The sequence below is a fragment of the Streptomyces sp. NPDC098781 genome, assembly GCF_044759995.1.
In the GTDB taxonomy this organism is placed as follows: domain Bacteria; phylum Actinomycetota; class Actinomycetes; order Streptomycetales; family Streptomycetaceae; genus Streptomyces.
This window is the reverse complement of sequence record NZ_JBIWAK010000001.1, coordinates 335,801-359,140: the sequence shown is the minus strand read 5'-3', so window position 1 is coordinate 359,140 and position 23,340 is coordinate 335,801. Positions and strand designations below refer to the sequence as shown.

The 23,340-nt window shown below is 71.2% G+C and carries 21 protein-coding genes; 9 read left to right on the top strand and 12 right to left on the bottom strand.

Translation table 11 applies throughout. The features are described 5' to 3' along the window. Positions 1 to 25: 25 nt before the first annotated feature. Positions 26 to 880, bottom strand: coding sequence for an endolytic transglycosylase MltG (gene mltG / locus ACIQWG_RS01605; RefSeq protein ID WP_404089085.1), 855 nt, complete (start codon positions 878 to 880; stop codon positions 26 to 28). A 43-nt stretch (positions 881 to 923) separates the two neighbouring features. Further along, positions 924 to 2,726 (bottom strand): ABC transporter ATP-binding protein, encoded by a 1,803-nt coding sequence (locus tag ACIQWG_RS01600; RefSeq protein WP_404089083.1) that lies wholly within the window; start codon positions 2,724 to 2,726, stop codon positions 924 to 926. A gap of 93 nt (positions 2,727 to 2,819) precedes the next feature. Here ACIQWG_RS01600 and ACIQWG_RS01595 point away from each other — a divergent pair, with 93 nt between their 5' ends. Then, positions 2,820 to 3,278: a MarR family winged helix-turn-helix transcriptional regulator gene (locus ACIQWG_RS01595; RefSeq protein WP_404089081.1), complete on the top strand. Its 459-nt coding sequence runs from the start codon at positions 2,820 to 2,822 to the stop codon at positions 3,276 to 3,278. A gap of 117 nt (positions 3,279 to 3,395) precedes the next feature. Here the strand turns inward: ACIQWG_RS01595 and ACIQWG_RS01590 are convergent, their stop codons facing one another. Together ACIQWG_RS01590 and ACIQWG_RS01585 are read right to left on the bottom strand one after the other, a co-directional pair. Then, positions 3,396 to 4,991, bottom strand: a complete 1,596-nt coding sequence (locus ACIQWG_RS01590; RefSeq protein WP_404089079.1) for a peptide-N4-asparagine amidase — start codon at positions 4,989 to 4,991, stop codon at positions 3,396 to 3,398. Positions 4,992 to 5,041: 50 nt separating this feature from the next. After that, on the bottom strand, positions 5,042 to 5,788 hold the full coding sequence (locus ACIQWG_RS01585; protein WP_404089077.1) for a hypothetical protein: 747 nt from the start codon (positions 5,786 to 5,788) through the stop codon (positions 5,042 to 5,044). A gap of 189 nt (positions 5,789 to 5,977) precedes the next feature. Here ACIQWG_RS01585 and ACIQWG_RS01580 point away from each other — a divergent pair, with 189 nt between their 5' ends. The 4 genes from ACIQWG_RS01580 (at position 5,978) to ACIQWG_RS01565 (ending at position 11,220) form a co-directional block, all read left to right on the top strand. Then, on the top strand, positions 5,978 to 7,873 hold the full coding sequence (locus ACIQWG_RS01580) for an ABC transporter transmembrane domain-containing protein (protein WP_404089075.1): 1,896 nt from the start codon (positions 5,978 to 5,980) through the stop codon (positions 7,871 to 7,873). Next, a complete protein-coding gene (locus ACIQWG_RS01575; protein WP_404089073.1) occupies positions 7,870 to 9,657 on the top strand; it encodes an ABC transporter ATP-binding protein in 1,788 nt (595 codons plus the stop codon). The genes ACIQWG_RS01580 and ACIQWG_RS01575 overlap by 4 nt, the downstream gene beginning before the upstream one ends. Positions 9,658 to 10,344: 687 nt before the next feature. After that, positions 10,345 to 10,815, top strand: coding sequence for a DUF5709 domain-containing protein (locus ACIQWG_RS01570; protein WP_404089071.1), 471 nt, complete (start codon positions 10,345 to 10,347; stop codon positions 10,813 to 10,815). 144 nt (positions 10,816 to 10,959) lie between these two features. Next, positions 10,960 to 11,220 carry a type B 50S ribosomal protein L31 gene (locus ACIQWG_RS01565; RefSeq protein ID WP_404089069.1) on the top strand — a complete coding sequence of 87 codons (261 nt, stop codon included), beginning with the start codon at positions 10,960 to 10,962 and terminating at the stop codon, positions 11,218 to 11,220. Between the two features lie 104 nt (positions 11,221 to 11,324). Here ACIQWG_RS01565 and ACIQWG_RS01560 read toward each other — a convergent pair whose 3' ends face one another. After that, positions 11,325 to 12,119, bottom strand: coding sequence for a metal-dependent hydrolase (locus ACIQWG_RS01560; RefSeq protein WP_404089067.1), 795 nt, complete (start codon positions 12,117 to 12,119; stop codon positions 11,325 to 11,327). A gap of 145 nt (positions 12,120 to 12,264) precedes the next feature. Here ACIQWG_RS01560 and ACIQWG_RS01555 point away from each other — a divergent pair, with 145 nt between their 5' ends. Together ACIQWG_RS01555 and ACIQWG_RS01550 are read left to right on the top strand one after the other, a co-directional pair. After that, complete coding sequence (locus ACIQWG_RS01555) at positions 12,265 to 14,778, top strand: DEAD/DEAH box helicase (protein WP_404089065.1); 2,514 nt, start codon at positions 12,265 to 12,267, stop codon at positions 14,776 to 14,778. Between the two features lie 19 nt (positions 14,779 to 14,797). Then, positions 14,798 to 15,667 carry an acyl-CoA thioesterase gene (locus ACIQWG_RS01550; RefSeq protein WP_404089064.1) on the top strand — a complete coding sequence of 290 codons (870 nt, stop codon included), beginning with the start codon at positions 14,798 to 14,800 and terminating at the stop codon, positions 15,665 to 15,667. Here the strand turns inward: ACIQWG_RS01550 and ACIQWG_RS01545 are convergent. Both ACIQWG_RS01545 and ACIQWG_RS01540 read right to left on the bottom strand, forming a co-directional pair. Then, complete coding sequence (locus tag ACIQWG_RS01545; RefSeq protein ID WP_404089062.1) at positions 15,654 to 16,565, bottom strand: DUF6397 family protein; 912 nt, start codon at positions 16,563 to 16,565, stop codon at positions 15,654 to 15,656. The genes ACIQWG_RS01550 and ACIQWG_RS01545 overlap by 14 nt on opposite strands. A gap of 126 nt (positions 16,566 to 16,691) precedes the next feature. After that, positions 16,692 to 17,105, bottom strand: coding sequence for a roadblock/LC7 domain-containing protein (locus tag ACIQWG_RS01540; protein ID WP_404089060.1), 414 nt, complete (start codon positions 17,103 to 17,105; stop codon positions 16,692 to 16,694). Between the two features lie 96 nt (positions 17,106 to 17,201). Between ACIQWG_RS01540 and ACIQWG_RS01535 the strand changes: the two genes are divergently transcribed. Beyond that, positions 17,202 to 17,630 (top strand): PPOX class F420-dependent oxidoreductase, encoded by a 429-nt coding sequence (locus ACIQWG_RS01535; RefSeq protein WP_404089058.1) that lies wholly within the window; start codon positions 17,202 to 17,204, stop codon positions 17,628 to 17,630. 50 nt (positions 17,631 to 17,680) lie between these two features. Here the strand turns inward: ACIQWG_RS01535 and ACIQWG_RS01530 are convergent, their stop codons facing one another. The 5 genes from ACIQWG_RS01530 to ACIQWG_RS01510 form a co-directional block, all read right to left on the bottom strand. Continuing rightward, positions 17,681 to 18,286 (bottom strand): GTP-binding protein, encoded by a 606-nt coding sequence (locus ACIQWG_RS01530; RefSeq protein ID WP_404089056.1) that lies wholly within the window; start codon positions 18,284 to 18,286, stop codon positions 17,681 to 17,683. A 39-nt stretch (positions 18,287 to 18,325) separates the two neighbouring features. Further along, the gene (locus tag ACIQWG_RS01525) at positions 18,326 to 18,739 is read right to left on the bottom strand and encodes a DUF742 domain-containing protein (protein WP_404089054.1); all 414 of its coding nucleotides are present in this window, start codon (positions 18,737 to 18,739) and stop codon (positions 18,326 to 18,328) included. A 22-nt stretch (positions 18,740 to 18,761) separates the two neighbouring features. Further along, complete coding sequence (locus ACIQWG_RS01520; RefSeq protein ID WP_404089052.1) at positions 18,762 to 19,235, bottom strand: roadblock/LC7 domain-containing protein; 474 nt, start codon at positions 19,233 to 19,235, stop codon at positions 18,762 to 18,764. Next, positions 19,232 to 21,745, bottom strand: coding sequence for a nitrate- and nitrite sensing domain-containing protein (locus tag ACIQWG_RS01515; RefSeq protein ID WP_404089050.1), 2,514 nt, complete (start codon positions 21,743 to 21,745; stop codon positions 19,232 to 19,234). Before ACIQWG_RS01515 ends, ACIQWG_RS01520 begins: the two co-directional genes overlap by 4 nt. Positions 21,746 to 21,806: 61 nt before the next feature. After that, the gene (locus ACIQWG_RS01510; protein ID WP_404089048.1) at positions 21,807 to 22,580 is read right to left on the bottom strand and encodes an MHYT domain-containing protein; all 774 of its coding nucleotides are present in this window, start codon (positions 22,578 to 22,580) and stop codon (positions 21,807 to 21,809) included. A gap of 151 nt (positions 22,581 to 22,731) precedes the next feature. Between ACIQWG_RS01510 and ACIQWG_RS01505 the strand changes: the two genes are divergently transcribed. Continuing rightward, positions 22,732 to 23,331: a class I SAM-dependent methyltransferase gene (locus tag ACIQWG_RS01505; RefSeq protein WP_404089046.1), complete on the top strand. Its 600-nt coding sequence runs from the start codon at positions 22,732 to 22,734 to the stop codon at positions 23,329 to 23,331. Positions 23,332 to 23,340 lie beyond the last annotated feature (9 nt).

The window sequence follows — 23,340 nt, the reverse complement described above, 5'->3', positions numbered from 1 at the left end:
GGCCTGCGCATGACGTCCCATCGGCTCACTTGGTCGGCTTCGGGCTCGCCTTCTTCTGCCGGGCGTTGAACTCGGCGACATTGCGCTGGTGTTCCGCGTAGTCGGCCGTGAAGCGGGTGTCGCCGGGCTTGACGGTGACGAAGTACAGCCAGTCGCCGGCGGCCGGGGTGATCGCGGCACGCATCGCCTCCTCGCCCGGGTTGTCGATCGGCGTGGGCGGCAGCCCCATGCGCTGGTACGAGTTGTAGGGGCTGTCGATGCGCGTGTCCGCCTCGCTCGTCCTGAGGGTGGAGCGGTTCAGCGCGTAGTTGATGGTGGAGTCCATCTGGAGCGGCATGCCGCGTTCGAGCCGGTTGAAGACGACCCGGGCCACCTTGCCCATGTCGGCCTTGGTGGCCGCCTCGGCCTGGACGATGCTGGCGATGGTGACCGCCTGGTAGACGTTCATGGCGTTGCGCTGTGCGCCGGCGGCGATCGGGGCGCCGCTGAACTTCTTGTTGGCGGTGTCGACCATGGCCGACAGCAAGGAGTCCGGCGTCTGCCGCCGGCCGCCTCGTTCGAGCGGATACGTCGCCGGGAAGAGATAGCCCTCGGGGTTGCCGTCGGCGTCGTTCGGCAGCTTGAGGTCGAGCTTGGCGAGGGACTTCTTCGTCGTACCGGAGGGCAGGGTGAGGGCCTTGTCCACGGCGGCGTAGACCTGGCTCGCCCGCCAGCCCTCCGGGATCACCAGCGAGGTCGGCCGGGGGGCCGCCTCGTCGCCCATGACGAGCAGCGGCACCGCCACGGCGGTGCCGGCCACGACGGCGCCGGCGGCGATGAGGGCCATACGTCCCCGGCGCGTCAGTCGAATCGTGTTCCGTGGCGGAGTGTTCAAGTACATGCGGGAACGGTAACCCGCACATGGTTACAAACCCGACATATCGTCACCCTGTCGGCTCCAGTTGGGCGTCCCGGCGCACCAGCGCCGCATAACGCCCCTCCCGTTCCAACAACTCCTCGTGCGTACCCCGTTCCGCGACGTGCCCCGAGTCGAGGACCACGATCTGGTCGGCGCCCCGAATGGTGGACAGCCGGTGGGCGATGGTGACCGTGGTGCGGTTGGCCGACAGGGCGTCGATGGCTTCCTGGACCGCGTGTTCGGTGCGGGTGTCCAGGGCGCTGGTCGCCTCGTCGAGAATGAGGACGGGCGGGTCGCGCAGGATCGTGCGGGCGATGGCCAGGCGCTGCTTCTCACCGCCGGAGAAGCGGTGGCCGCGCTCGCCGACGACGGTGTCGTACCCGTCGGGCAGCGACGCGATGTGGTCGTGGATCTGGGCCGCACGCGCCGCCGCCCGGAGTTCCTCGTCGGTGGCGTCGGGCTTGGCGAAGCGCAGGTTGTCGGCGACCGAGGCGTGGAAGAGGTACGTCTCCTGCGAGACGACGCCGATCGCGCGCGCGAGGGTGTCGAAGTCGAGGTCGCGCACATCGACGCCGTCGAGGGTGACCCGGCCGCCGGTCACGTCGTAGAGCCGGGGCACGAGGTGGCCGAGCGTCGACTTGCCGGCGCCGGTCGGGCCGACGACGGCGAGGCTGCCGCCCGCCGGGACGGTGAGGTCGATGCCGTCGAGGATCGGGCCGCTCTTGCCGTCGTAGCGGAACTCCACGTCCTCGAAGCGGACCTCGCCTTTGACGCGCTCCAGGTGGACGGGTTCGTCCCGCTCGGTGATGTCGATGGGCAGGTCGAGGTACTCGAAGATGCGCTGGAAGAGGGCGAGCGAGGCCTGGATCTGGACGCCCGTGGACAGCAGGCTGACGGCCGGGCGGAACAGGCCCTGCTGGAGCGAGACGAAGGCGACGATCGTGCCGATCGAGACCTGAGGGCCCCCGAATTGCAGGGCGGTGCCCGCGGTCCAGTAGATGACGGCGGGCATGGCGGCCATGACGATGGTGATGACAGCCATCCGCCAGCGGCCGGCCATGTTCGACCTCACCTCCAGGTCGACCAGCCGCTCGGACTCGTCGGCGAAGGCGTCGGTGAGCGAGTCGGAGCGGCCCATCGTGCGGCCGAGCAGGATGCCGCTGACCGAGAGCGACTCGGTGACGGTGGCGGCCATCGCGGCCATCTGCTTCTGGCGCTGGGTGGTGATCTTCTTGCGTTCGTTGCCGACCCGGCGGCTGATCCAGACGAAGACCGGAAGCAGGAGGAGCGAGACGACGGTCAGCCGCCAGTCGAGGGCGATCATCGCCACGATCGTGGCCACCACGCTGGTCAGATTCGAGACCAGGGAGGTCGCCGTCGAGGTGACGGTGGCCTGCATGCCGCCGATGTCGTTGGCGATGCGGGACTGCACCTCGCCGGTGCGGGTGCGGGTGAAGAAGGCGAGCGACATGCGCTGGAGGCGGCCGTAGACCGCGGTGCGCAGGTCGTGCATGACGCGCTGGCCGACCGTCGTGGAGATCAGGGTCTGTAGTACGCCGAAGACGCTGGTCAGGACGGCGCTGAGGATCATGCCGAGCGCGAGCAGGCTGAGCAGGCCGGTGCGGCCCTCGGGGATCGCGACGTCGAGGATCGCCTTGAGCAGGAACGGCGTGGCCACGCCGACCAGCGACGAGGCGCCGACGAGAAGGCCGACGAGGGCGAGCCGTCCGCGGTACGGGCGGAAGAGCTTGAGGATGCGGCGGACCTGCCGGGGCTGTTCCTTCTGCCCGGCGAGTGCCGTCCAGGTGGGGTCGTTGTCGGGGTGCATGGGCTCCTACGGAGGGGTGATGACGAGGACTGACGGAGCTTAGCTCATTGTTACCTATGCTCACAATGCATATGGTCCTGATATTGTTCCCGCATGAGCTTCCCCGATCCCGACGGCCCGCTCGCCGAGCAGTTGCTGCGCTTCACCCGTCGGGTGCACCGGATCCAGAAACGGCACCTTCAGGAGTGCGGCCTGGGCGTCACGCCGGCGCAGTCCCGGCTGCTGCGCACGCTCGCGCACTACGACTCGCCGCCCCGGATGGCCGATCTCGCCGAGCGCCTGGAAGTGGTTCCGCGCGCGGTGACGACGCTGGTCGACGGGCTGGAGGCGAGCGGGAAGGTGCGGCGGGTGCCGGATCCGACCAACCGTCGGGTGATCCGGATCGAGCTCACCGAGGACGGGCGCAAGGCCTTGCGGGAGCTGCACGGGGCGCGGCGGTCGGCCGCGCAGGAGATCCTGGCGCCACTCACGGACGACCAGCGGGCGGTACTGGGGGAACTGCTGGACACGTTGATCGACGGGAGCGGGGTGCGGGGTGCGCAGGGGTGCTGACGGGAGGGGTTGCGGGGGGTGCTCGCGCCCGGCGTCTGGAGGGGCCCCGGCGCTTGCGCGTGACGTTGGGCCGCGGCCTCCGCTCGAACTGCTGGAGCGGTGGCCGCGGCCGTCGCGTCAGCAGTGGCGGCGATCCTCGGTGAGCGCTCCTTGGACGCTGGTCAGCGAGCGGTCGTAGCACCCGTGTGAGCCGTACGCCCGGTAGCGCTCGCTCGTCGCACCGACCGCGTGCCGCTGGTCACGCGGCACGTTCAAGGTCCATGAGGCGTCACCCTCGACGGTGTCGTCCAGCCGCGACCACTCGACCCGCCGTCCGTCCCGGGTCGTCACGACGGTGGCGCTGTCACCGAGGGTCAGCACGGTGCGCAGTCGGTCGCCCGTGCCGATCGTGATCGAGCCGTCCATGGTGTACGTCCGCTGCGTCCGCGTCGTTCGGGCCGGCCCACGTCCGTCCACCGTGACCGACTGGTCGTCCGTCCAGGTGGCGTCGAGGGCGTCCAGGTTCTCGCCGTCGGTCCAGCGGTGCGCGGAGTCGTTCGCCAGCGAGCGGCGCACGGTGGTCGTCACCCTGCCGTGCGAGGTGTCGACGTATCCGGAGACGGTCATACGGTGTCCGCCCTCGGTGTCGACCCGATGTTCCGAACCGGGGGTGTAGGTGGCGGAGTTGGTGAGGTCGCCGACCCGGTGTGCGGTGAGCTTTCCGGTGACCTGCGCGCTCCTCGCGTCCTGCCAGACGAGGACGTTGACGGGTGCGCTCCACCCGCTCTGCCCCTCGGGAACTCCGAGCACCGAGACCTCGACGCGGTGGGGGCGGCCGTCGTTGAGGATGCCGGCGAACGGCGTCAGGTCGTATTCGATCGGCTTGACGTCGAAGGCGCGCGGCCCAGGAACGACGTACCAGAGGAACGGGTTTGACCAGCCGCCCGTCCACACGTGCGGGAACGGCGCGGCGATACCGGCCAGTCGGCCGTCGACCTTGATCTGCACTTCGCGGTAGGGGCCGTCGGCCACCTTGCAGGAGTAGGGCGCCGGGTCGGGTGCCGACAGATACCAGAACTCCTCGCAGCCTCCGCCGGAGCCGGTGGCGTACACCTCGGCGATCAGGCGTTCGCTGTTGCGTGGGGTGGTGAGCGTGCCGTCCTGGAGGGTGAGGACCCGGTCGGGGCGCGCGGCGTCGGCGGGGCGGCCGGCGTAGAAGGTCAGCGTCACCTTGACGTCGATGACGCCGGTGTAGGTGTCGTCGACAACGTTGCCGATCAGCATCTCGACGTCCTGGCCACGGCGGAGGGTGTCGCTGTAGCGCGTGACGTCCTTCTCCACGGACCACTCGATCCCGTCCGGCGACGGCTCCGGAGTCGACGTGCGGAAGACCTCGACCCCGCCGATGTGGAGGTAGCCGAGCCGGTCGTACTGACGCCCCTTGACCTTGCCGTCCATCCGCAGCACGACCTTGCTCCAGCGGTCGCCGCAGCCGTCGGGCGGTGTGTAACTGCCCTTGTACGGCGTGAAGTCCCGGAACTGCGCCTGGGCGACGGTGACTTCGCAGGACTTGCCCGAAGGCTCGGCGACGGGCGGGGCGGCGGTGATGGGGTCGTGCCAGTCGGTACCGAACTCGGCCGGCACATCGGCGGATTGCGCGGGGAACGCTCCGAGCAGTGAGCCCGCCAGAAGGGTCGCTCCCGCGAGCATGGACATGACGATCCGTCTCTTCATGGCCGTGTTCTACGGGGAGTCGGGCATCCGCCGCAATGAGGCCTTCTTCGTCAAGGCGAGGCTTTGAGGTCGGCCCTGTCCCCCATCACCACCACCGGATGCCGATCCGGATCGAGCGTGCGCAGCAGATACGCCATCGCCGATTCGGACACACTGACGCAGGCCGACGTACCGCTGCCGTGGTCCATGTGCAACCAGATGCTGCCACCCTCGGCCTCACCGCGCGGGCGGGTGGGGTCGTTGGGCGGGGTGCCCTTGAGCCGGTTGTAGTCGATGGCGATGACGTAGTCGAAGTCGTGCCAGTACGACTTCGCCCACCAGCGCGGCGCGGCGAAGGCGGCCGACCGCGTGTACGGCAGCTTGGCGCCCGGGTCCTTGAGCACGCCCCCCGCGTCGCTGAGCGTGAACACACCCACCGGGCTACGGTCGTCACCCTCGTGGTGATCGGTCGTCCAGCCCTTCTTGCCGTTGTGCGCGGGCCAGCTGCGGACGCGGTCCCAGGTGGAGCCTTGCCTGGTGTAGAGCACGACGGTGGAATCCGGCGAGTCCTTGCCGTCGCCGTAGACCGCCACGACCTGACCGGAGTCGGCGGGGATGCGTCGCTGCCAGCGGTCACCGATGTCCGGGACGCCGGTCGGACCAACGGCGGTGACGGAACGTCGCGGTGCGGGCCTGCCGGCGTCCGCCCCGGCGTCGGACCGCGAGCCGTCACAGGCCGCCAGGGTCGTCAGGCTCGCCACCAGCGATCCGAGGGCCGCCGTCACCGCCGCCGCACGCCAAGCTCCGCCGTTGCGCATCGGTCCATGGTCGCACCGCGGGCCCGGCGGAGACCGGAACTGTGCGGCCTCCTGGAAAACCGTTTGCGTCCGGCCACACTGCGACGCGAACCTGTCACGGTTTGCTGCCGTCGTGCGTCGCCCGCTCCGCGCACCGGCTCTCGACCAACTCCCCTACCTCCCCTCAATGACACGAGCCACTGGGACGTCATGAAGATTCAAGACCTTCCGTATCCCGACCCAGGTGTGCCGGACGCACGCTCAGGTCCCCGATTCCTGTGGTGGCTCTTCAGGAACCAGCAGGGTGGCCAGCTCAAGGCCCTGGCCTGGGGACTGTTGCACTTCCTGTCCGTCTCCGCGCTGCCGTTCTGCGTCGGCGTCGCCGTGCAGGCCGTCGTCGACCGCTCCGGCGAGCGGCTCGCCCTCGCGGGCGGGCTGCTGGTGCTGTGCTGCGCCGGGAACGCCATCGGCGAGACCTTCCTGCACCGCGCCGCCGTCACCAACTGGATCACCGCCGCCGCCCGCGTCCAGCAGGTCCTGGCCCGCAAGGCCGCACAACTGGGCTCGGCCCTGACCCGGCGCGTCGCGGCCGGTGAGGTGGTCTCCGTCTCCACCGGCGACGTCGAGAAGATCGGCTGGTTCGTCGAGGCCTGGTCCAGGTTCACGGCAGCGGCCGTCACGATCGTGGTGGTCTGCGTCGGCCTGGTCGTCTACCAGCCCGCGCTGGGCGTGCTCGTCGCCGTGGGCCTGCCCGTGCTGGCCCTCGCCGTGCTGCCCCTACTGCCCCGCGCGACCCGGCGGGCCGACTTCCAGCGCGAGAAGGCGGGCCGCGCCACCGAACTGGCCTCCGACACCGTCGCCGGCCTGCGTGTGCTCCGCGGCATCGGCGGCGAGGAACTCTTCCTCGACCGCTACCGCAGCGCCTCTCAGGACGTACGCCACGCGGCCGTCCGCAGCGCCCGGATGTGGTCCCTGATCTCCGCGATCCAGGTGCTGCTGCCGGGGCTGCTGCTGATCGCGGTCGTCTGGTACGGCGTCCATCTGGCCCGGCAGGGCCGGGTGAGCGTCGGCGAACTGGTCACCGTATACAGCTCGATCATGCTGCTCACCTATCCGCTGCGGCACTTCGAGGAGATCGCGATGGCGTACTCCTTCTCGCGGCCCTCGGCTCGGCGCGCCGCACGCGTGCTCGCACTCCGGCGCGCCACCGACACCGGCGGATCACGCGACGGGGCCGAGCTGCCGTCCGGGGACCTGTACGACCCCGGCACCCGCCTGCTCGCCCCCGCCGGACAGCTCACCGCGGTGGTGTGCGGCGACCCGGACGCGGCGGGTCGGCTGGCCGAACGGCTGGGCGGGCACCCCTCGGAGGAGGGCACCTCGGTGCTCCTGGGCGGCGTCCCGCTCGACGAACTTCCCCTCGACAGCGCCCGGACGGCCGTGCTCGTGCAGGACAAGGATCCGGTGCTGCTCTCCGGCACGCTGCGCGAACTCCTCGACGTGCCGAAGTCGGGCGACATCGGTGCCGAGGAGGCGCTCGCGGCGGCGCAGTGCGCGGACGTCCTGGCCGCTCTGGTCCAGGGTTCACTCGACGCCGATGACCCGATGGACGCCCGTATCACCGAGCGCGGCCGGTCGCTGTCCGGCGGCCAGCGCCAGCGCCTCGCGCTCGCCCGGTCGCTGATCACGGACCCCGAGGTGCTCGTCCTGGACGAGCCGACCTCGGCCGTCGACTCCCACACGGAGGCGCGGATCGCCCAGGGCGTACGGGACCTGCGGGCGGGCCGCACGACGGTGGTCTTCACCTCCTCGCCCCTGCTGCTGGACCGCGCCGACCGGGTCGTGCTCGTCCACGAGGGCGAGGTCACGGCGGTCGGCGCCCACCGCGAGCTGGTGCACGGCGAACCGCGGTACCGGGCGGTGGTGACCCGGGAGACCGACGAGGAAGCGGCTTCGAACAGCGCCGCGCCGAGCAACGCGACGCTCGACAAGACAGCCCTGACCAAGGTGCGGAACGAGCAACCCGAGCTCGACGAAGGACCGGCCAAGGCCTCCGCCCTCGACGACGTACTGAAGGAACTGGAAGAGATCGAGGAGTCGGCATGATCGGCGTTGCGCCACCGGCGTACGACCCGGCGGCCCCGACGACGGCGAACACCCTGCCGGTCGGCGCCCCCACGACCGTACGCGCCTACGTCACCGAGTTGTTCCATCGGCACCGCCGTGCCTTCCTGATCCTCGTCGCCGTGAACACGGTGGCCGTGGTCGCCTCGATGGTGGGGCCCTGGCTGCTGGGCGCCCTGATCGAGCGGGTCTCGGACGCCGCGCCCGAGCGAGAACTCCATCTGGAGCTCACCCTCGGAATCTTCGTGGCCGCGCTCGTCGTCCAGGCCGTGTTCGTACGGGAGGTGCGGCTGCGCGGGGCGATGCTCGGCGAGCGGATGCTGGCCGATCTGCGCGAGGACTTCCTCGTACGGTCCGTGGGGCTGCCGCCCGGCGTCCTGGAACGGGCCGGCACGGGCGATCTGCTCTCGCGGATCACGACCGACATCGACCGGCTCGCCAACGCGATGCGTGAGGCGGTGCCCCAGCTGGCGATCGGCGTGGTGTGGGCGGCCCTGCTGCTGGGCGGGCTCATCGTCACCGCGCCGCCGCTCGCGGCAGCCGTGCTGGTCGCGGTCCCGCTGCTGGTGGCCGGCTGCCGCTGGTACTTCAAGCGGGCGCCGTCCGCCTACCGCTCGGAGGCCGCCGGGTACGCCGCGGTGGCCGCCGCGCTCGCCGAGACCGTGGACGCCGGCCGCACCGTCGAGGCGCACCGTCTCGGTGGACGCCGGGTCGAGCTGTCGGAGCTGCGGATCAAGCAGTGGACGGCGTGGGAGCGCTACACGCTCTGGCTGCGTTCGGTGCTCTTCCCGGTCATCAACGTCACCCATGTGACCGTCCTCGCCTCCGTCCTGATGATCGGCGGGGTGTTCGTCCTCCAGGGCTGGATCGGCGTCGGCCAGCTGACCACGGGCGCCCTGATCGCGCAGATGCTGGTCGACCCGGTAGGGCTGATCCTGCGCTGGTACGACGAGCTCCAGGTGGCCCAGGTGTCGCTGGCCCGGCTGGTCGGCGTCCGGGACATCGAGCCGGACGCCGGGGACGCCGGGCTCGCGCCCGACGGCCGTGACGTGCAAGCCGACCGGGTGCACTTCGGCTACGTCGAGGGCGTGGACGTGCTGCGCAAGGTCTCCCTGGAGGTCGCACCCGGCACCCGGCTGGCCCTCGTCGGCCCGTCCGGTGCCGGCAAGTCGACCCTGGGCCGACTGCTCGCCGGCATCTACGCGCCCCGCGACGGCCGGATCACCCTCGGCGGCGCCGAACTGTCCCGGATGACCGCCGAGCGGGTCCGCTCCCATGTGGCCCTGGTCAACCAGGAACACCACGTGTTCGTCGGCTCCCTGCGCGACAACCTGCTGCTGGCCCGCACGGACGCGACCGACGCCGAGCTGTGGGCGGCGCTGGGCGCGGTCGACGCGGACGCGTGGGCCCGTGCGCTCGACGACGGCCTGGCCACCGAGGTCGGCTCGGGCGGCTTCGCGCTCACTCCGGCCCAGGCCCAGCAGATCGCCCTGGCCCGCCTGGTGCTGGCCGACCCGCACACGCTGGTCCTGGACGAGGCGACGTCCCTCCTCGACCCGCGCGCCGCCCGGCATCTGGAACGCTCCCTGGCCCGTGTCCTCGACGGCCGTACGGTCGTCGCCATCGCCCACCGCCTCCACACCGCCCACGACGCGGACGTCATCGCCGTCGTCGAGGACGGCCGGATCAGCGAGCTGGGCAGCCATGAGGAACTGGTCAGGGCGGACGGCGCTTACGCGGCGCTGTGGCGGTCCTGGCATGGGTGACGGCACCGGTCGGCGGCGAGGGATACGAGCCGTCGAGGGCGGGAGCACCGTCGAGGGCGGGAGCACCGTCGGGGCCGGGAGCGCCGTCGGGGCCGGGTGGCCGTCCGCAGCGTGAAGGGCGTCCGTCCAGGGCCACCGCCTGGGCCGACCGGGTCCGTAACCCGGTCGGCCGAGGCAACAAACTCCGAGGCAACGAACTCCGGCCGGCTCCGGACCTGCGTTCGGCCCTCCGTCCCGTCGTGACCAGGGACGCGACCGTGACCAGGGATGCGACTGTGGCCGGGGACGCCACCGTGACCAGGGACGCGACCCTGACCGGGGACGCGACCCTGACCGGGGACGCTGCGGGGCGAGGCCGGTGCGGATGCTCGACGGGGTCCGCCCGGCGGGGCCGGAGCGGCGGCCCGCCGGGCCCAGTGCGGCATACGCGCGGTCGTCCCGAGTCGGGCCCGGCCGCCCCCGTCCGGCGCGACGCCAGGGAACCGGCGTCGACGGATCGGAAGCGCCCGCCCCTGCCCGTGCCGTTGCGCCGGGGGGAAAAGGGGTGGAAGGCTGGATAGCGGCACCGGTTCGGGGAGCACCCGGGAACCTCGCGGTTCGTGCCGGGTGCGGCCTGTGCCCCGCGCCACGGCGGCCTGTCGCCGGCCGTGGTGGGTTCGGGCCCGTCCGCACCACCTGGAGGTAGCCGTGAACAGCGCCGACGGATGGGGTGACGACGTCTACCAGCCCGACGCATCCGATCAACGTGAGGACACGGGTCTGCTGGACGGCGAGGACACCCTGGAGAACGACGGCGTCGACGACCCCCTGGACCGGGGCTGGTCCCCTCCCGAGCGGCCGTGGGCGGTGGAGCACTCCGGCGTCACCGCCGCCGAGCGTCACCAAGGCGAGACCCTCGACCAGCGGCTCGCCGAGGAGACGCCGGACCAGCTCGGGCCGGACGGCGACGGCATCGGCGACGCCGAGGGCACCGACGGGGAACTCCTCGACGACGAGGTCGGCGACCTGCGCTCCGGCCGCCTCGTGGCACCCGACGAAGGCGCTCACGAGGACGACGAGAACGCGCTCGTCGCGACGGACGTGGGCATCGACGGCGCCGCGGCGTCCGCCGAGGAGGCCGCCATGCACATCGTCGACGAGGACGCCACGTACGGCTGACGCCCATGATCCTCGCGCGGCTGACGTCCATGAACGCCCCACGGGCGACATCCGCAGCCGCCGTTCCGAAGTCCACACCCCGCCGGCCCCACCCGTGGGTCCCACGCCGTCGGCTTCGCCGATGCCGCCACACGAGGAGCTCGCATGCAACAGGACAAGCACCCCGACTACCACCCGGTCGTCTTCCGTGACCGCGCCGCAGGCTACGCCTTCCTGACCCGGTCCACCGCTACCAGCGGCGAGACCATCGAGTGGGACGACGGCGAGACCTACCCGGTCGTGGACGTCGAGATCTCCTCGGAGAGCCACCCCTTCTACACCGGCAAGGCCCGGACCGTGGACTCCGAGGGCCGCGTCGCCGCTTTCGAGCGGCGCTACGGCGGTGGCGCGGGAGAGGGCGGCTGACCCTGGACGGGCGGGCATGAGCGCGCCGCGGGGCCAGGGTGCGCGGCCGCGAGGTCCCGCAAGCCCCTCATCGCGCTCGTGCCGTGCCGGCGGCGCCCACCCCGTCAGATCACGTTGAGCGCCGCCGCGCAGCCCACCCCGCCGAGCAGCATGAACGCCGGCATCAGCACCTTGAGCTCGACCCAGCTGCCGGCCCGGAACCGCATGGCCTTGGGCGGACCCACCGGGTACCAGCGCTTGCGGCCCACCGGGATCGGCCACAGGATCGGGCAGCCCGACACCGTCAGCGCGTCCCCGATGTCGTGCACCAGAGCGCCCAGCACGATCGGCAGCCCCAGCCACAGGTACTCCTGGCCCGGCGCCGTGAACAGCCAGTCCGCGCCGTTGCCCGGCTTGTCCAGGACGCCAGCGAGGATCCACGCGCTGGTCGCCGCCAGCAGCCAGACGAGGACATCGGCGCTGGAGCCCCGGGTCGCGCGCCACAGCAGGCCTTCGATGGCGAGCACCATGTGCACGAACAGGAGCGCCAGCACCGCCCAGCGGCCGCCGGTGATCGCCAGGACGGAGGCGCCCCCACCGATCATGGCCGCCCACAGCCAGGTGTGGGTGAGAGTGCGGTGGCCGCCGGAGCGGCGTGGATCGCCCTGCTTCTTCGTCCCCTTGTAGACGGCGTACGACAGCTTGTCGACGATCTCGCACAGCCAGCGCGAGAGCGGACCGAAGGCTCGCGAGATCGTGGCGGCCTTGTGATCGAGGTCCGGGGCGAGTGCGGCACCGGCGCAGATCAGCGCGCCGGAGAGCAGCACGGGCCAGGGCATCCCGTGTCCGGCCGCCGTGGCGGCCGCTCCGACGCCCAGCCAGGCGGCAGCGCCCGACAGTGAGTGTGCTGGTCCCATCATGGCCGTTGCCCGCCCCATTCCTCGTGTGCCGCTGTCCAGTTGACTGGGTTCGCTGACGTGTCGTCGGCGACACAGCGTAGCGTTCGCGATCTTCGGGCCGGCAGCCGATTCCCCGATGCGGGACGAGGGCAGGCAAGATGGGTGGGTGACCCTCATCGATCAGCTCCCGCCGACCGCCGATCCCGACGCCCTCTACGAAGCCTTTGAGTCGTGGGCCGAGGATCGCGGGCTCACCCTCTATCCCCACCAGGAGGAGGCGCTGATCGAGGTGGTCTCCGGTGCGAACGTGATCGTGTCGACGCCCACCGGCTCCGGCAAGAGCATGATCGCTGCGGCCGCCCACTTCGCCGCGCTGGCCCGGGACGAGGTCACTTTCTACACCGCCCCGATCAAGGCGCTCGTCTCGGAGAAGTTCTTCGAACTGTGCAAGATCTTCGGCACCGAGAACGTGGGCATGCTGACCGGCGACGCGTCCGTCAACGCCGACGCCCCCGTCATCTGCTGCACCGCCGAGGTGCTCGCGTCGATCGCGCTGCGCGACGGCAAGCAGGCGGACGTCGGTCAGGTCGTCATGGACGAGTTCCACTTCTACGCCGAGGGCGATCGCGGCTGGGCCTGGCAGATCCCGATCCTGGAGCTGCCGCAGGCCCAGTTCGTGCTGATGTCGGCCACCCTCGGCGACGTCTCGATGTTCGAGAAGGACCTCACCAGGCGCACCGGCCGTCCGACGTCGGTGGTCCGCTCGGCGACCCGGCCCGTGCCCCTGTCCTACGAGTACAAGTTCACCCCGCTCACCGAGACCCTGACCGAGCTCCTCGACACGAAGCAGGCGCCGGTCTACATCGTGCACTTCACGCAGGCGCAGGCCGTGGAGCGGGCGCAGGCGCTGATGAGCATCAACATGTGCTCGCGCGAGGAGAAGGAGAAGATCGCCGAGCTGATCGGCAACTTCCGATTCACCACCAAGTTCGGCCGCAACCTCTCCCGTTACGTGCGGCACGGCATCGGTGTCCATCACGCGGGGATGCTGCCGAAGTACCGGCGTCTCGTGGAGAAGCTCGCGCAGGCCGGCCTATTGAAGGTCATCTGCGGCACGGACACGCTCGGTGTGGGGGTCAACGTCCCCATCCGCACCGTGCTGTTCACGGCCCTGACCAAGTACGACGGCAACCGCGTCCGCACCCTGCGGGCCCGTGAGTTCCACCAGATCGCCGGTCGCGCCGGGCGGGCCGGCTTCGACACGGCGGGCTTCGTCGTGGCCCAGGCGCCCGAGCATGTCATCGAGAACGAGAAGGCGCTCGCGAAGGCGGGCGACGACCCCAAGAAGCGCCGCAAGGTGGTCCGCAAGAAGGCGCCCGAAGGTTTCGTCGCCTGGTCGGAGACCACCTTCGACAAGCTCATCGCCTCCGAGCCGGAGCCGCTGACCTCCCGTTTCCGGGTGACGCACACCATGCTGCTGTCGGTGATCGCCCGGCCGGGCAACGCCTTCGAGGCGATGCGGCATCTGCTGGAGGACAACCACGAGCCGCGCAAACAGCAGTTGCGGCACATCAGGCGCGCCATCGCGATCTACCGTTCGCTGCTGGACGGCGGCATCGTCGAGAAGCTCGACGAACCGGACGCCACCGGCCGCATCGCCCGCCTCACGGTCGACCTCCAGCAGGACTTCGCGCTCAACCAGCCGCTGTCCACCTTCGCGCTGGCCGCGTTCGAGCTGCTGGACCCGGAGTCGCCGTCCTACGCGCTCGACATGGTGTCCGTCGTCGAGTCCACCCTGGACGACCCGCGGCAGATCCTGGTCGCCCAGCAGAACAAGGCGAAGGGCGAGGCCGTCGCCGCGATGAAGGCGGACGGCGTCGAGTACGAGGAGCGCATGGAGCGCCTCCAGGACGTCACCTACCCCAAGCCGCTGGAGGAGCTGCTCTTCCACGCGTACAACACGTACCGCAAGAGCCACCCCTGGGTCGGCGACCATCCGCTGTCGCCGAAGTCCGTGATCCGGGACATGTACGAACGGGCCATGTCCTTCACGGAGTTGGTGTCCTTCTACGAGCTGGCCCGCACCGAGGGCATCGTGCTGCGCTACCTCGCCAGCGCCTACAAGACCCTCGACCACAACATCCCGGACGACCTCAAGTCCGAAGATCTCCAGGACCTGATCGAGTGGCTCGGCGAGATGGTGCGCCAGGTCGACTCCAGCCTGCTCGACGAGTGGGAACAGCTCGCCAACCCGGAGGAGATGACCGCCGAGGAGGCGCAGGAGAAGGCCGACGAGGTCAAGCCGGTCACCACCAACGCGCGCGCCTTCCGCGTCCTCGTCCGCAACGCCATGTTCCGTCGGGTCGAGCTCGCCGCGCTCGACCAGGTCGAGGAGCTGGGCGAGATGGACGCCGACGCCGGCTGGGACGCCGACGCCTGGGGCGAGGCGATGGACAAGTACTGGGACGAGTACGACGACCTCGGCACCGGACCCGACGCCCGAGGCCCCAAGCTGCTGGTGATCGAGGAGGTGCCGGCCGACCGGCTGTGGCGGGTCCGTCAGATCTTCGACGACCCGAACGACGACCATGACTGGGGCATCAGCGCGGAGATCGACCTCACCGCCTCCGACGCGGAGGGCCGAGCCGTGGTCCGCGTCACCGACGTAGGCCAGCTCTGAGCACAGGAGAATCCCACCCATGACGACCAACCCGGCCGACCGGCTCGTCGACCTGCTCGACCTGGAGCAGATCGAGGTCAACATCTTCCGGGGCCGCAGCCCGCAGGAGTCCTTGCAGCGTGTCTTCGGTGGCCAGGTGGCCGGCCAGGCGCTGGTCGCCGCCGCGCGCACCACTGAGGGCGACCGTCCGGTGCATTCGCTGCACGCGTACTTCCTGCGCCCGGGCCGGCCGGGCGTGCCGATCGTGTACCAGGTCGAACGGGTGCGGGACGGCAGGTCGTTCACGACCCGGCGGGTCACCGCCGTGCAGCAGGGCCGCACGATCTTCAATCTCACCGCCTCCTTCCACAAGCCTGAACAGGGGAGTTTCGAGCACCAGTTGCCGCCGGCCCGCAAGGTCCCGGACCCGGAGTCGCTACCGACGGTCACCGACGAGATCCGGGAGCATCTGGGCGCGCTGCCGGAGCAGTTGGAGCGGATGGCCCGGCGCCAGCCCTTCGACATCCGCTACGTGGACCGACTGCGCTGGACGAAGGAGGACGTCAAGGACGCCGAGCCGCGCAGCGCGGTGTGGATGCGCGCGGTCGGGCCGCTGGGCGACGATCCGGTGGTGCACACCTGCGCGCTGACCTACGCCAGCGACATGACTCTCCTGGACGCGGTCCGCATCCCGGTCGAACCGCTCTGGGGCCCGCGCAGCTTCGACATCGCGTCACTGGACCACGCCATGTGGTTCCACCGGCCGTTCCGCGCGGACGAGTGGTTCCTTTACGACCAGGAGTCGCCGATCGCGACGGGCGGCCGGGGCCTGGCCCGTGGACGGATCTACGACGTGGAGGGACGCCTTCTGGTGTCCGTCGTCCAGGAGGGACTGTTCAGGGCGCTGTAGCCCGGTGCGTCCGGCGCCTGAACCGGCTCAGCAGGCCGCGCGGCGGTTCCGGCTGCACGGGCCGGGTCGGGCCGAACTGCCGTGGGTGCGGGGGCGCCGGGGGCCGTTTCGCCGTGGGGCGTGGCGCTGGCCGTGTCCGTCGGGCTTCGTCCAGAACCGCCGTCAGGTCGGCCCGCAGCAGGCCGATCTCGTCCGGATCGTCGGCCGTCATGAGCCTCTCGGCGATGAGCGCGAAGGGCGAGCCCGGCGGGCCGGAAGCCGGCGGCCCCGGTCGGAAGCGGTTCAGATGGGAGCGCTCGTAGGGGTCCGGGACGATCTCCGCGATCTGCACGGGATCGAGGAAGGCGGCCAGTGCGCCTGCGCGCTCCCACGCACCCTCGGCCGGACGCAGCAGGAATCCTCGGTGGCGTCCGCGCCAGTTACGTGGACGCAGATCCACACCCGCGTCCAGCATGGCGCGCAGCCCTTCGGGCATCCGTCGGTCGTTCAGCAGCGGGGCGTTCTGCTCGTCGGCGGCGAACCGCCCCAACTCCTCGGCGAGATACAGCCAGACGACGGCTCGATAGCGGTTCAGATAGAACGTCACCGGCACCACCAGGCCCAGCCGGGCGAGGCGGGTGAACCTCCCGGCGGGCACGTCCATGACGTCCGCGCCCTCGGTCGTGCCCACGACCTTCACACGGTCCAGCAAGGCGTCGGGGAAGCCGTCCCCCGCACGCACCCGGTCGATCTCGGACCGTGGGACACGGCGGCCCCCGCCTCCCTCGTCGGGCACGGTCCGGATGAGTCCGAGGTGAACGGCGAGCTCCAGTTCCCCCCGCTTCAGCCCCAGTTCGCGTGCCGCGCGACTCGGCGTGCAGACAGGGTGGTGCGATTTCGTGATCGTGTCAGCCGACATGGTGGAACTCCCCCGTACGGTCCGTGGCTCACGCTCTGTGCGTTCGCCGTGACAGAACCGTAGCCGGGCCGCCCGATCTTCGTGCGGGGCTGTGGATAACTTCGCGGGCGGGGGTGAATCAGCAGGTCAGAGGTCTGTGAGCGGTGCCCGTTCGGGCTGTCGGGCGTCCACGTCGAGGTGCTCGCCGACCCGGTTCACGAGCAGGGTCATCTCGTAGCCGATCTGGCCGATGTCGGCCTCCGCCCCGCTGAGGACGCACAGACAGCTGCCGGTGCCGGCCGCGGTGACGAAGAGCACGGCGTCGTCGAACTCGACCATCGTCTGACGCACTCGGCCCGCGCCGAAGTGCCGCCCCGAGCCCTTGGCCAGGCTGTGCAGTCCGGACGAGACGGCGGCCAGATGCTCGGCGTCCTCGCGTCGCAGTCCCGTACTCGCACCGGTCACCAGACCGTCGTTGGACAGCACCAGCGCGTGTCGCACGTGATCGACGCGCTCGGTCAGGTCGTCCAACAGCCAGTCGAGCCCCTGGTTCTGCGCCATGATGCGGTCTCCCCGTGTAGATGTCTCCCCCTGCACCGGAGGATCTCTTCGCCAGCCTTCCCGACGATCCGGCCCTCGGGCAAGGAGGATGGGGGCATGGCGAAGAAGATGACCGATGAGGAATGGCGGGCGTTCGTCTCGCACGGCACACGGACCGGAAAGCTCTCGACCGTGCGCGCCGACGGCAGTCCGCATGTGACGCCGATCTGGTTCGTGCTCGACGGCGACGACTTGGTGTTCAACACCGGGAAGTCGAGCGTGAAGGGCCGCAACCTGGCCCGCGACGGCCGGCTCGCACTGTGCGTGGACGACGACCGGCCGCCGTACTCCTTCGTAGTGATCCAGGGCCGGGCCCGGCTCTCGGAGGATCTGGACGAACTGCGGCACTGGGCCGGCCGGATCGGGGCGCGGTACATGGGCGAGGAGCGTGCGAAGGAGTTCGGGGAACGCAACGGCGTTCCGGGTGAACTCCTCGTCCGCGTCACGATCGACAAGGTGCTGGCGGAACAGGACGTCGCGGACTGAGGCGTGGCTGTGGGCCGGTCGGTGCCGCGAGACCCGACCGGCAGGCGCGGTCAGCCGACCGAGTCGAGCAGCCGGGCGGTGTGCACCCGCCCGGCGTACTCGACGAGCCGGATCAGCACTTCCTTTCCCGAGTCGCGGTCCCGGGCGTCACAGAGCACCACCGGGGTTCCCCCGTCCAGGTCGAGGGCGCGTGAGACGTCCTGGGCACCGTACGTCCGGGCGCCGGTGAAGCAGTTGACGGCGACGACGAACGGGATGTGCCGGTGCTCGAAGTAGTCCACGGCGGGGAAGCAGTCCTCCAGGCGCCGGGTGTCCGCGAGCACCACGGCGCCCAGGGCTCCCTGCGACAACTCGTCCCACAGGAACCAGAAGCGGTCCTGGCCCGGGGTGCCGAAGAGGTACAGGGACAGGCCGGAGCGGATGGTGATCCGTCCGAAGTCCATGGCGACGGTCGTGGTGACCTTCTGGTCGACACCGTCGGTGTCGTCCACCGACCGACCGGCCTGGCTGAGCAGTTCCTCGGTGCGCAACGGCCTGATCTCGCTGACCGCGCCCACCAGGGTGGTCTTGCCCACGCCGAACCCGCCGGCGACCAGTATCTTCAGCGCCAGGGCGGCGGCATCGCCGTCGGAGGCGTCGGAGTGCTCGGAGACCATCGATCACTTCTCTCGGGAGTACCGGTTCTGACATCTCATCTACAGCGCTCGCAATCCTTCGATCACCTCGCGCAGGATCCGTTCGTCGGGAAGCTGTGCGGGCGGCACCGGACGGCTGACGGTGACGTGCCCCCGTTCCAGTAGGTCGCCGAGCAGCACCCGGACCACGCCCACGGGCAGGTCGGCGCCTGCGGCGAGTTCGGCGACCGACTGCGTCTCCGGCCGGCACAGATCGATCAGGACCCGGTGTTCCGGCCCGAGCGCGCGGTCGTCGTCGGCTCCGGACACGGCGGCGGAGAGCGTGACCAGGGCGATCAGGTCGAAGCGGGTGCCGGTGGGGCCGGGTCTGGTGCGTCCGCCGGTCATGGCGTACGGGCGGACCAGGGGCCCGGCCTCGCTGTCGTACCACTGGCTGCCCTGCTCGCGCGGGGCGCCCGTCGTGTCGTCGGTCATGTGCGCGAGCCGCCCTTTCGGCTCATCCCGCGGCGGGCGGCCGCGCGCCTGCGCGCGTGGGCGTGTAGAGATGCTCGCCGACCCGTTTGACCAGCCGAGCCATCTCGTAGGCCACCAGTCCGATGTCGGCGGTCACGGCGGTGAGCACGGCGAGGCATGAGCCGTCGCCCGCGGCCGCGACGAACAAGAAGGCGTCGTCCATCTCGACCATGGTCTGGCGCACCCCGCCGGCCCCGAAGTGCCGGCCCGCGCCCTTGGCCAGGCTGTGGAAGCCGGAGGCGACCGCGGCCAGGTGCTCGGCGTCCTCGCGGCGAAGGTCCGTGGACGCGCCCACGGCAAGTCCGTCGTTGGACAGCACCACGGCGTGCCGTACCTCGCTCACGCGCACCACCAGGTCGTCCAGCAGCCAGTCGAGTTCGCCGGACCTCCCCCACTCTCGGCCTGGCTCGAGCGGGGGGACCCCCGCGGCGGCTCTCATACTCGGATCCTGGATCATGCGGGGTCTCCTTCGCTGCTGTCGCCGCGCGGTGGGATGTCGGGAGTGGCAGCGCGGCCGGGCTGCCTGCCGCCGCCGCGCGTCCAGCCGTCGCGGTAGGCCGCCATGCGGTCCCGGACGAGTTCGGGGGTGCGCCGGTCGTCGTCGTGGGCGGGGGTCGTTCCCGCCGGTTCCTCGCGGCGTGTCTCGCGCAGTTGGGGGGCGAGGGACGCCTGTCGCACTCGGCGTGGCAGGTCTTCGGAGTCCTCCGGTGGGCGGTGCAGTCTCAAGGTGGTGACTCCGGGGGGTGGGGTGTGGTTCGTGGGCTGCGTCGCGGCCGGTGCCGGAGCCACCAGGGCGGGCCGCTCCGCGGCCGCATGGACGGGCTCCTGCGGCCGCTCGGCGGCAGGCACGCGCGCGTGCTCGCGTTCCGCGGGCACCGGGGCGTCCGTCGCCGCGCTGGGGGAACGTTCCGCCTGAGCGCTGTGCAGCAGGGCCGTGGGCAGCAGCACGACCGCGGTCGTACCGCCGTAGGGCGAGGTGCGCAGGTGCACTTTGATGCCGTGCCGGGAGGCGAGCCTGCTGACCACGAACAGGCCCAGGCGGTCGCTGTCGAACAGGTCGAGCGCCTCGGACTGTTCGATGCGCCGGTTGGCCTCGACGAGGGTCTCCTTGCCCATGCCGAGCCCGCGGTCCTCGACCTCGACGGCGTAACCGTTGCCGACCGGCTCGCCGGTGACGCGCACGCGCGTGTGGGGAGGCGAGAACTGGGCGGCGTTCTCGACGAGTTCCGCCAGCAGGTGCGTGAGGTCGGCGACGGCCGTCCCGATGACGGACGCCTCGGGGAGCCGGCGTACCTCCACGCGCGCGTAGTCCTCCACTTCGGAGACGGCCGCGCGGACCACGTCGGTGAGGGAGACCGGCATCCGCCAGGCCCGTCCGGGAGCCGCTCCGGACAGGATGATCAGGCTCTCGGCGTGCCGTCGCATACGGGTGGTGAGGTGGTCGAGCCGGAACAGGTCGCTCAGTTCGTTCGGGTCGTCGGAACGCCGCTCCATGCTGTCCAGCAGGCTCAGTTGGCGGTGCACCAGCACTTGGCTGCGGCGGGCGAGGTTGACGAAGACGCCGGAGATGCCGCTGGCGAGCTCGGCGCGTTCCACGGCGGCGCTGAGCGCGGCGCGGTGGACGGTGCCGAGGGCCTCGCCGACCTGACCGGTCTCGTCCTCGGCGGGCGGTCCGGGCGGCGCCTCGGCCCGGATGTCGATCTCCTCGCCGGCCCGCAACCTGCGCATGGCCTCGGGGAGTTTGCGCCGGGCGATGTCGAGGGCGCTGTCGCGCAGGCTCACCAGCTCGACGACGAGGTCGCGGCCGATGCGTACGGAGATCACGAGCGAGGCGGCGACGGCGACGAGGCCGAGGAGGACCGCGGCACCGGCCGGGGTGAGCAGGCCGCGGGCGAAGGGGTCGGCGCGATCGGCGACAGCGCGCCCGGCATCCCGCTCGATCGCCCGCATGCCGTTCTGCACGCGCGCGTGCGCCTTGCTCCAGGTGCCCTCGGTCGCCGTGTCGACGGCCTGTACGCCCGGTGCGGCGGCGAGAACCCGGTCCTCCGCGGCCACCACGGCCGTGTAGTCGCCGCCGTCCGCGAGCCGCTGCCAGGCCGCGCCTTCCGGGCCGCGCAGGTCGGTCACGGCGGACTCGGTGAGGGTACGGCGGGTGTCGACGGCGCCGGTGAACAGGCGCAGCCGCACTCCGTCCAGGCGCCCGGCGAGCCGAGCGCTGCCCAGCACCGCGTCCTCCTGGGCCAACGCCTCTCCCGCGCGGGCGAATTCGAGCAGCACGCGCGCGTCGGATCCGAGCTCGGCGTCCTGGATGCCGGTGAGCGCGCCGTCCACCGAGAACGCCGTCGCGATGGTTCGCGTGTACCGCCCGTAGGCCTCGTCCCAGCCGGAGCGGCGGTCGAGGACGTCACTACGAACGGTGCTCAGCCGCGCCGCGCCGCTGACGAACGCCTCCAGGCGGCCGGCCACCCCAGCGGGGAACTCCCCGCCGTCGGCGACCGTTGTGCGGTCGTCGAGCCGGAGCCGCGCCACCATCCTGTCCGTGTCCCCCGCGCGCTTGCGCAGGTCGTCGCCGCGTCCGGCCGACGGGTCGGTCGCGAAGCGCACCGCGGCGGCGCGTTCGGCCTGGAGTGCGGCCACGGCGTCAGAGACGGGTGTCCTGATCTCGGAGTCCACGTGCTGCAACTGGCGCAGTCGGGAGACGTCCTGCGCGGTGGTGACCGTGGCGTAGCCCCACAGGGCGAGCAGCGAGACGACGGGCACCATCAGCAGACAGATGATCTTGGCGCGGACGGTGCGCGGTCGTAGGCGCCGACGCACCCCGCGCGCGGGTGGGTCGTCGGGGTTGCTCCCGTCGGGCTGGTCCGACACCTCGTCGGCCGGAGGCCCGGCATGGGCGCGGCGGCCGCGCAACGGGGGCGGGGACGGCGTTTCGGCGCCGGCTGCGGTGGTCCTACGGGGTGGGCGCATGGCCTCCTCGCTCGGAAGTCGGTCGGGGCGTGCTTCACGGGCCGCCGGTCGGGCCACGCGGCTAGCCGGGGACGCTCTGTGCCGAGTGCTCGGTCGACACGGAGGGCTCGCGCGCCCCCGTGGTGGGGGACAGTGCGACGAAGGCTGAGGTCAGGAAGAGGTAGGACCCGAGACCGACGGCGAGGGGGAAGATGAACTGCATCGCCGTGGCCCCGGGCAGGATCACATCGGAGGGCGTGACATCGACGCCGACCGCGAACATGCCGGTGTAGTGCATGCTGCTGACCGCCGCGCCCATGATGAGCGAGGCGATGGTGACGGCGACGGGCGACTTGATGTTGAGCGCCGCCCACAGGGCCGCCGTCGCCGCGACGACGGCGATCAGTACGGAGACTCCGACGAGCAGCGGATCGTAGGTGACGTCGCCGTGCAGTCGTACCGCCGCCATGCCCAGGTAGTGCATGCTCGCGACGCCGAGCCCGGTGGTGAGCCCGCCCAGGAAGAGCGCGCGGGTCCGGTCACGGCTGTAGCCGACGGCGAAGACGCCGGCACAGACGACGATCATGGCGACGAGGAGGCTCAGGATGGTGAGCGGTACGTCGTAGCGGATGTCGGTGCCGCTGACGCTGAAGCCCAGCATGGCCACGAAGTGCATGGTCCAGATGCCGGTGCCGATCGCGGACGCGGCGGTGAAGAGCCAGTTGCGGCGCGACCGGCCGGTGGCGCCCAGCGCGCGGACGGTGCAGCGCAGGCCGAGCGCGGCGCCTGTGCAGGCCATCACGTACGAGAGCGCGGGGGTCAGCCAGCCGAGGGCGGCGTGGTCCAGGTGTCCCATGGCCCCGGGACGCTAGGGGGGCAGAGGCGCACGAAGGGGGCGCATTTCGAAAGCTGTTGGAATATGACGTGGAGATGTCCCGGAACGACCGCCTCACGCTCGAACGTGTGCACAGCGGCGTCATCCGTGCCGGTGAGGGATCATGCGGAGCATGAGCGACGACCACACACATGTGCAGGAGTTCTTCACCGCCCGTGCCGCCGACTGGGACAGCAGGTTCCCCGACGACGGACCCGCCTACGCCGCCGCGGTCGCCGAGCTCGGACTGCGCGAAGGGGCTCGGGTGCTGGACGCGGGTTGCGGCACGGGGCGCGCTCTGCCGCCGCTGCGTGCCGCCGTGGGGCCCTCGGGAGTGGTCCTGGGGGCCGATCTGACCCCGGCGATGCTGGAGGCCGCCGTACGGGCCGGACGGCACACGGACGGGCGGTTGCTGCTCGCCGACGTGGCCGCACTGCCGGTGCGGTCGGAGTCGCTCGACGCCGTGTTCGCGGCCGGTCTCGTCGCGCATCTGCCGCATCCCGGCGAGAATCTGCGGGAGTTGGCCCGCGTGGTGCGCCCCGGCGGAACGCTCGCGCTGTTCCACCCGATCGGCAGGGCGGCGCTCGCGGCGCGCCAGGGGCGGCAGATCACACCGGACGACCTGCGGGCCGAGCCCAATCTCCGGCCGCTGCTGGCCGGTTCCGGCTGGCGCATGACGTCGTACGTCGACGAGGACGACCGCTTCCTCGCACTGGCCGTACGCGAATCCTGACGACTCCGG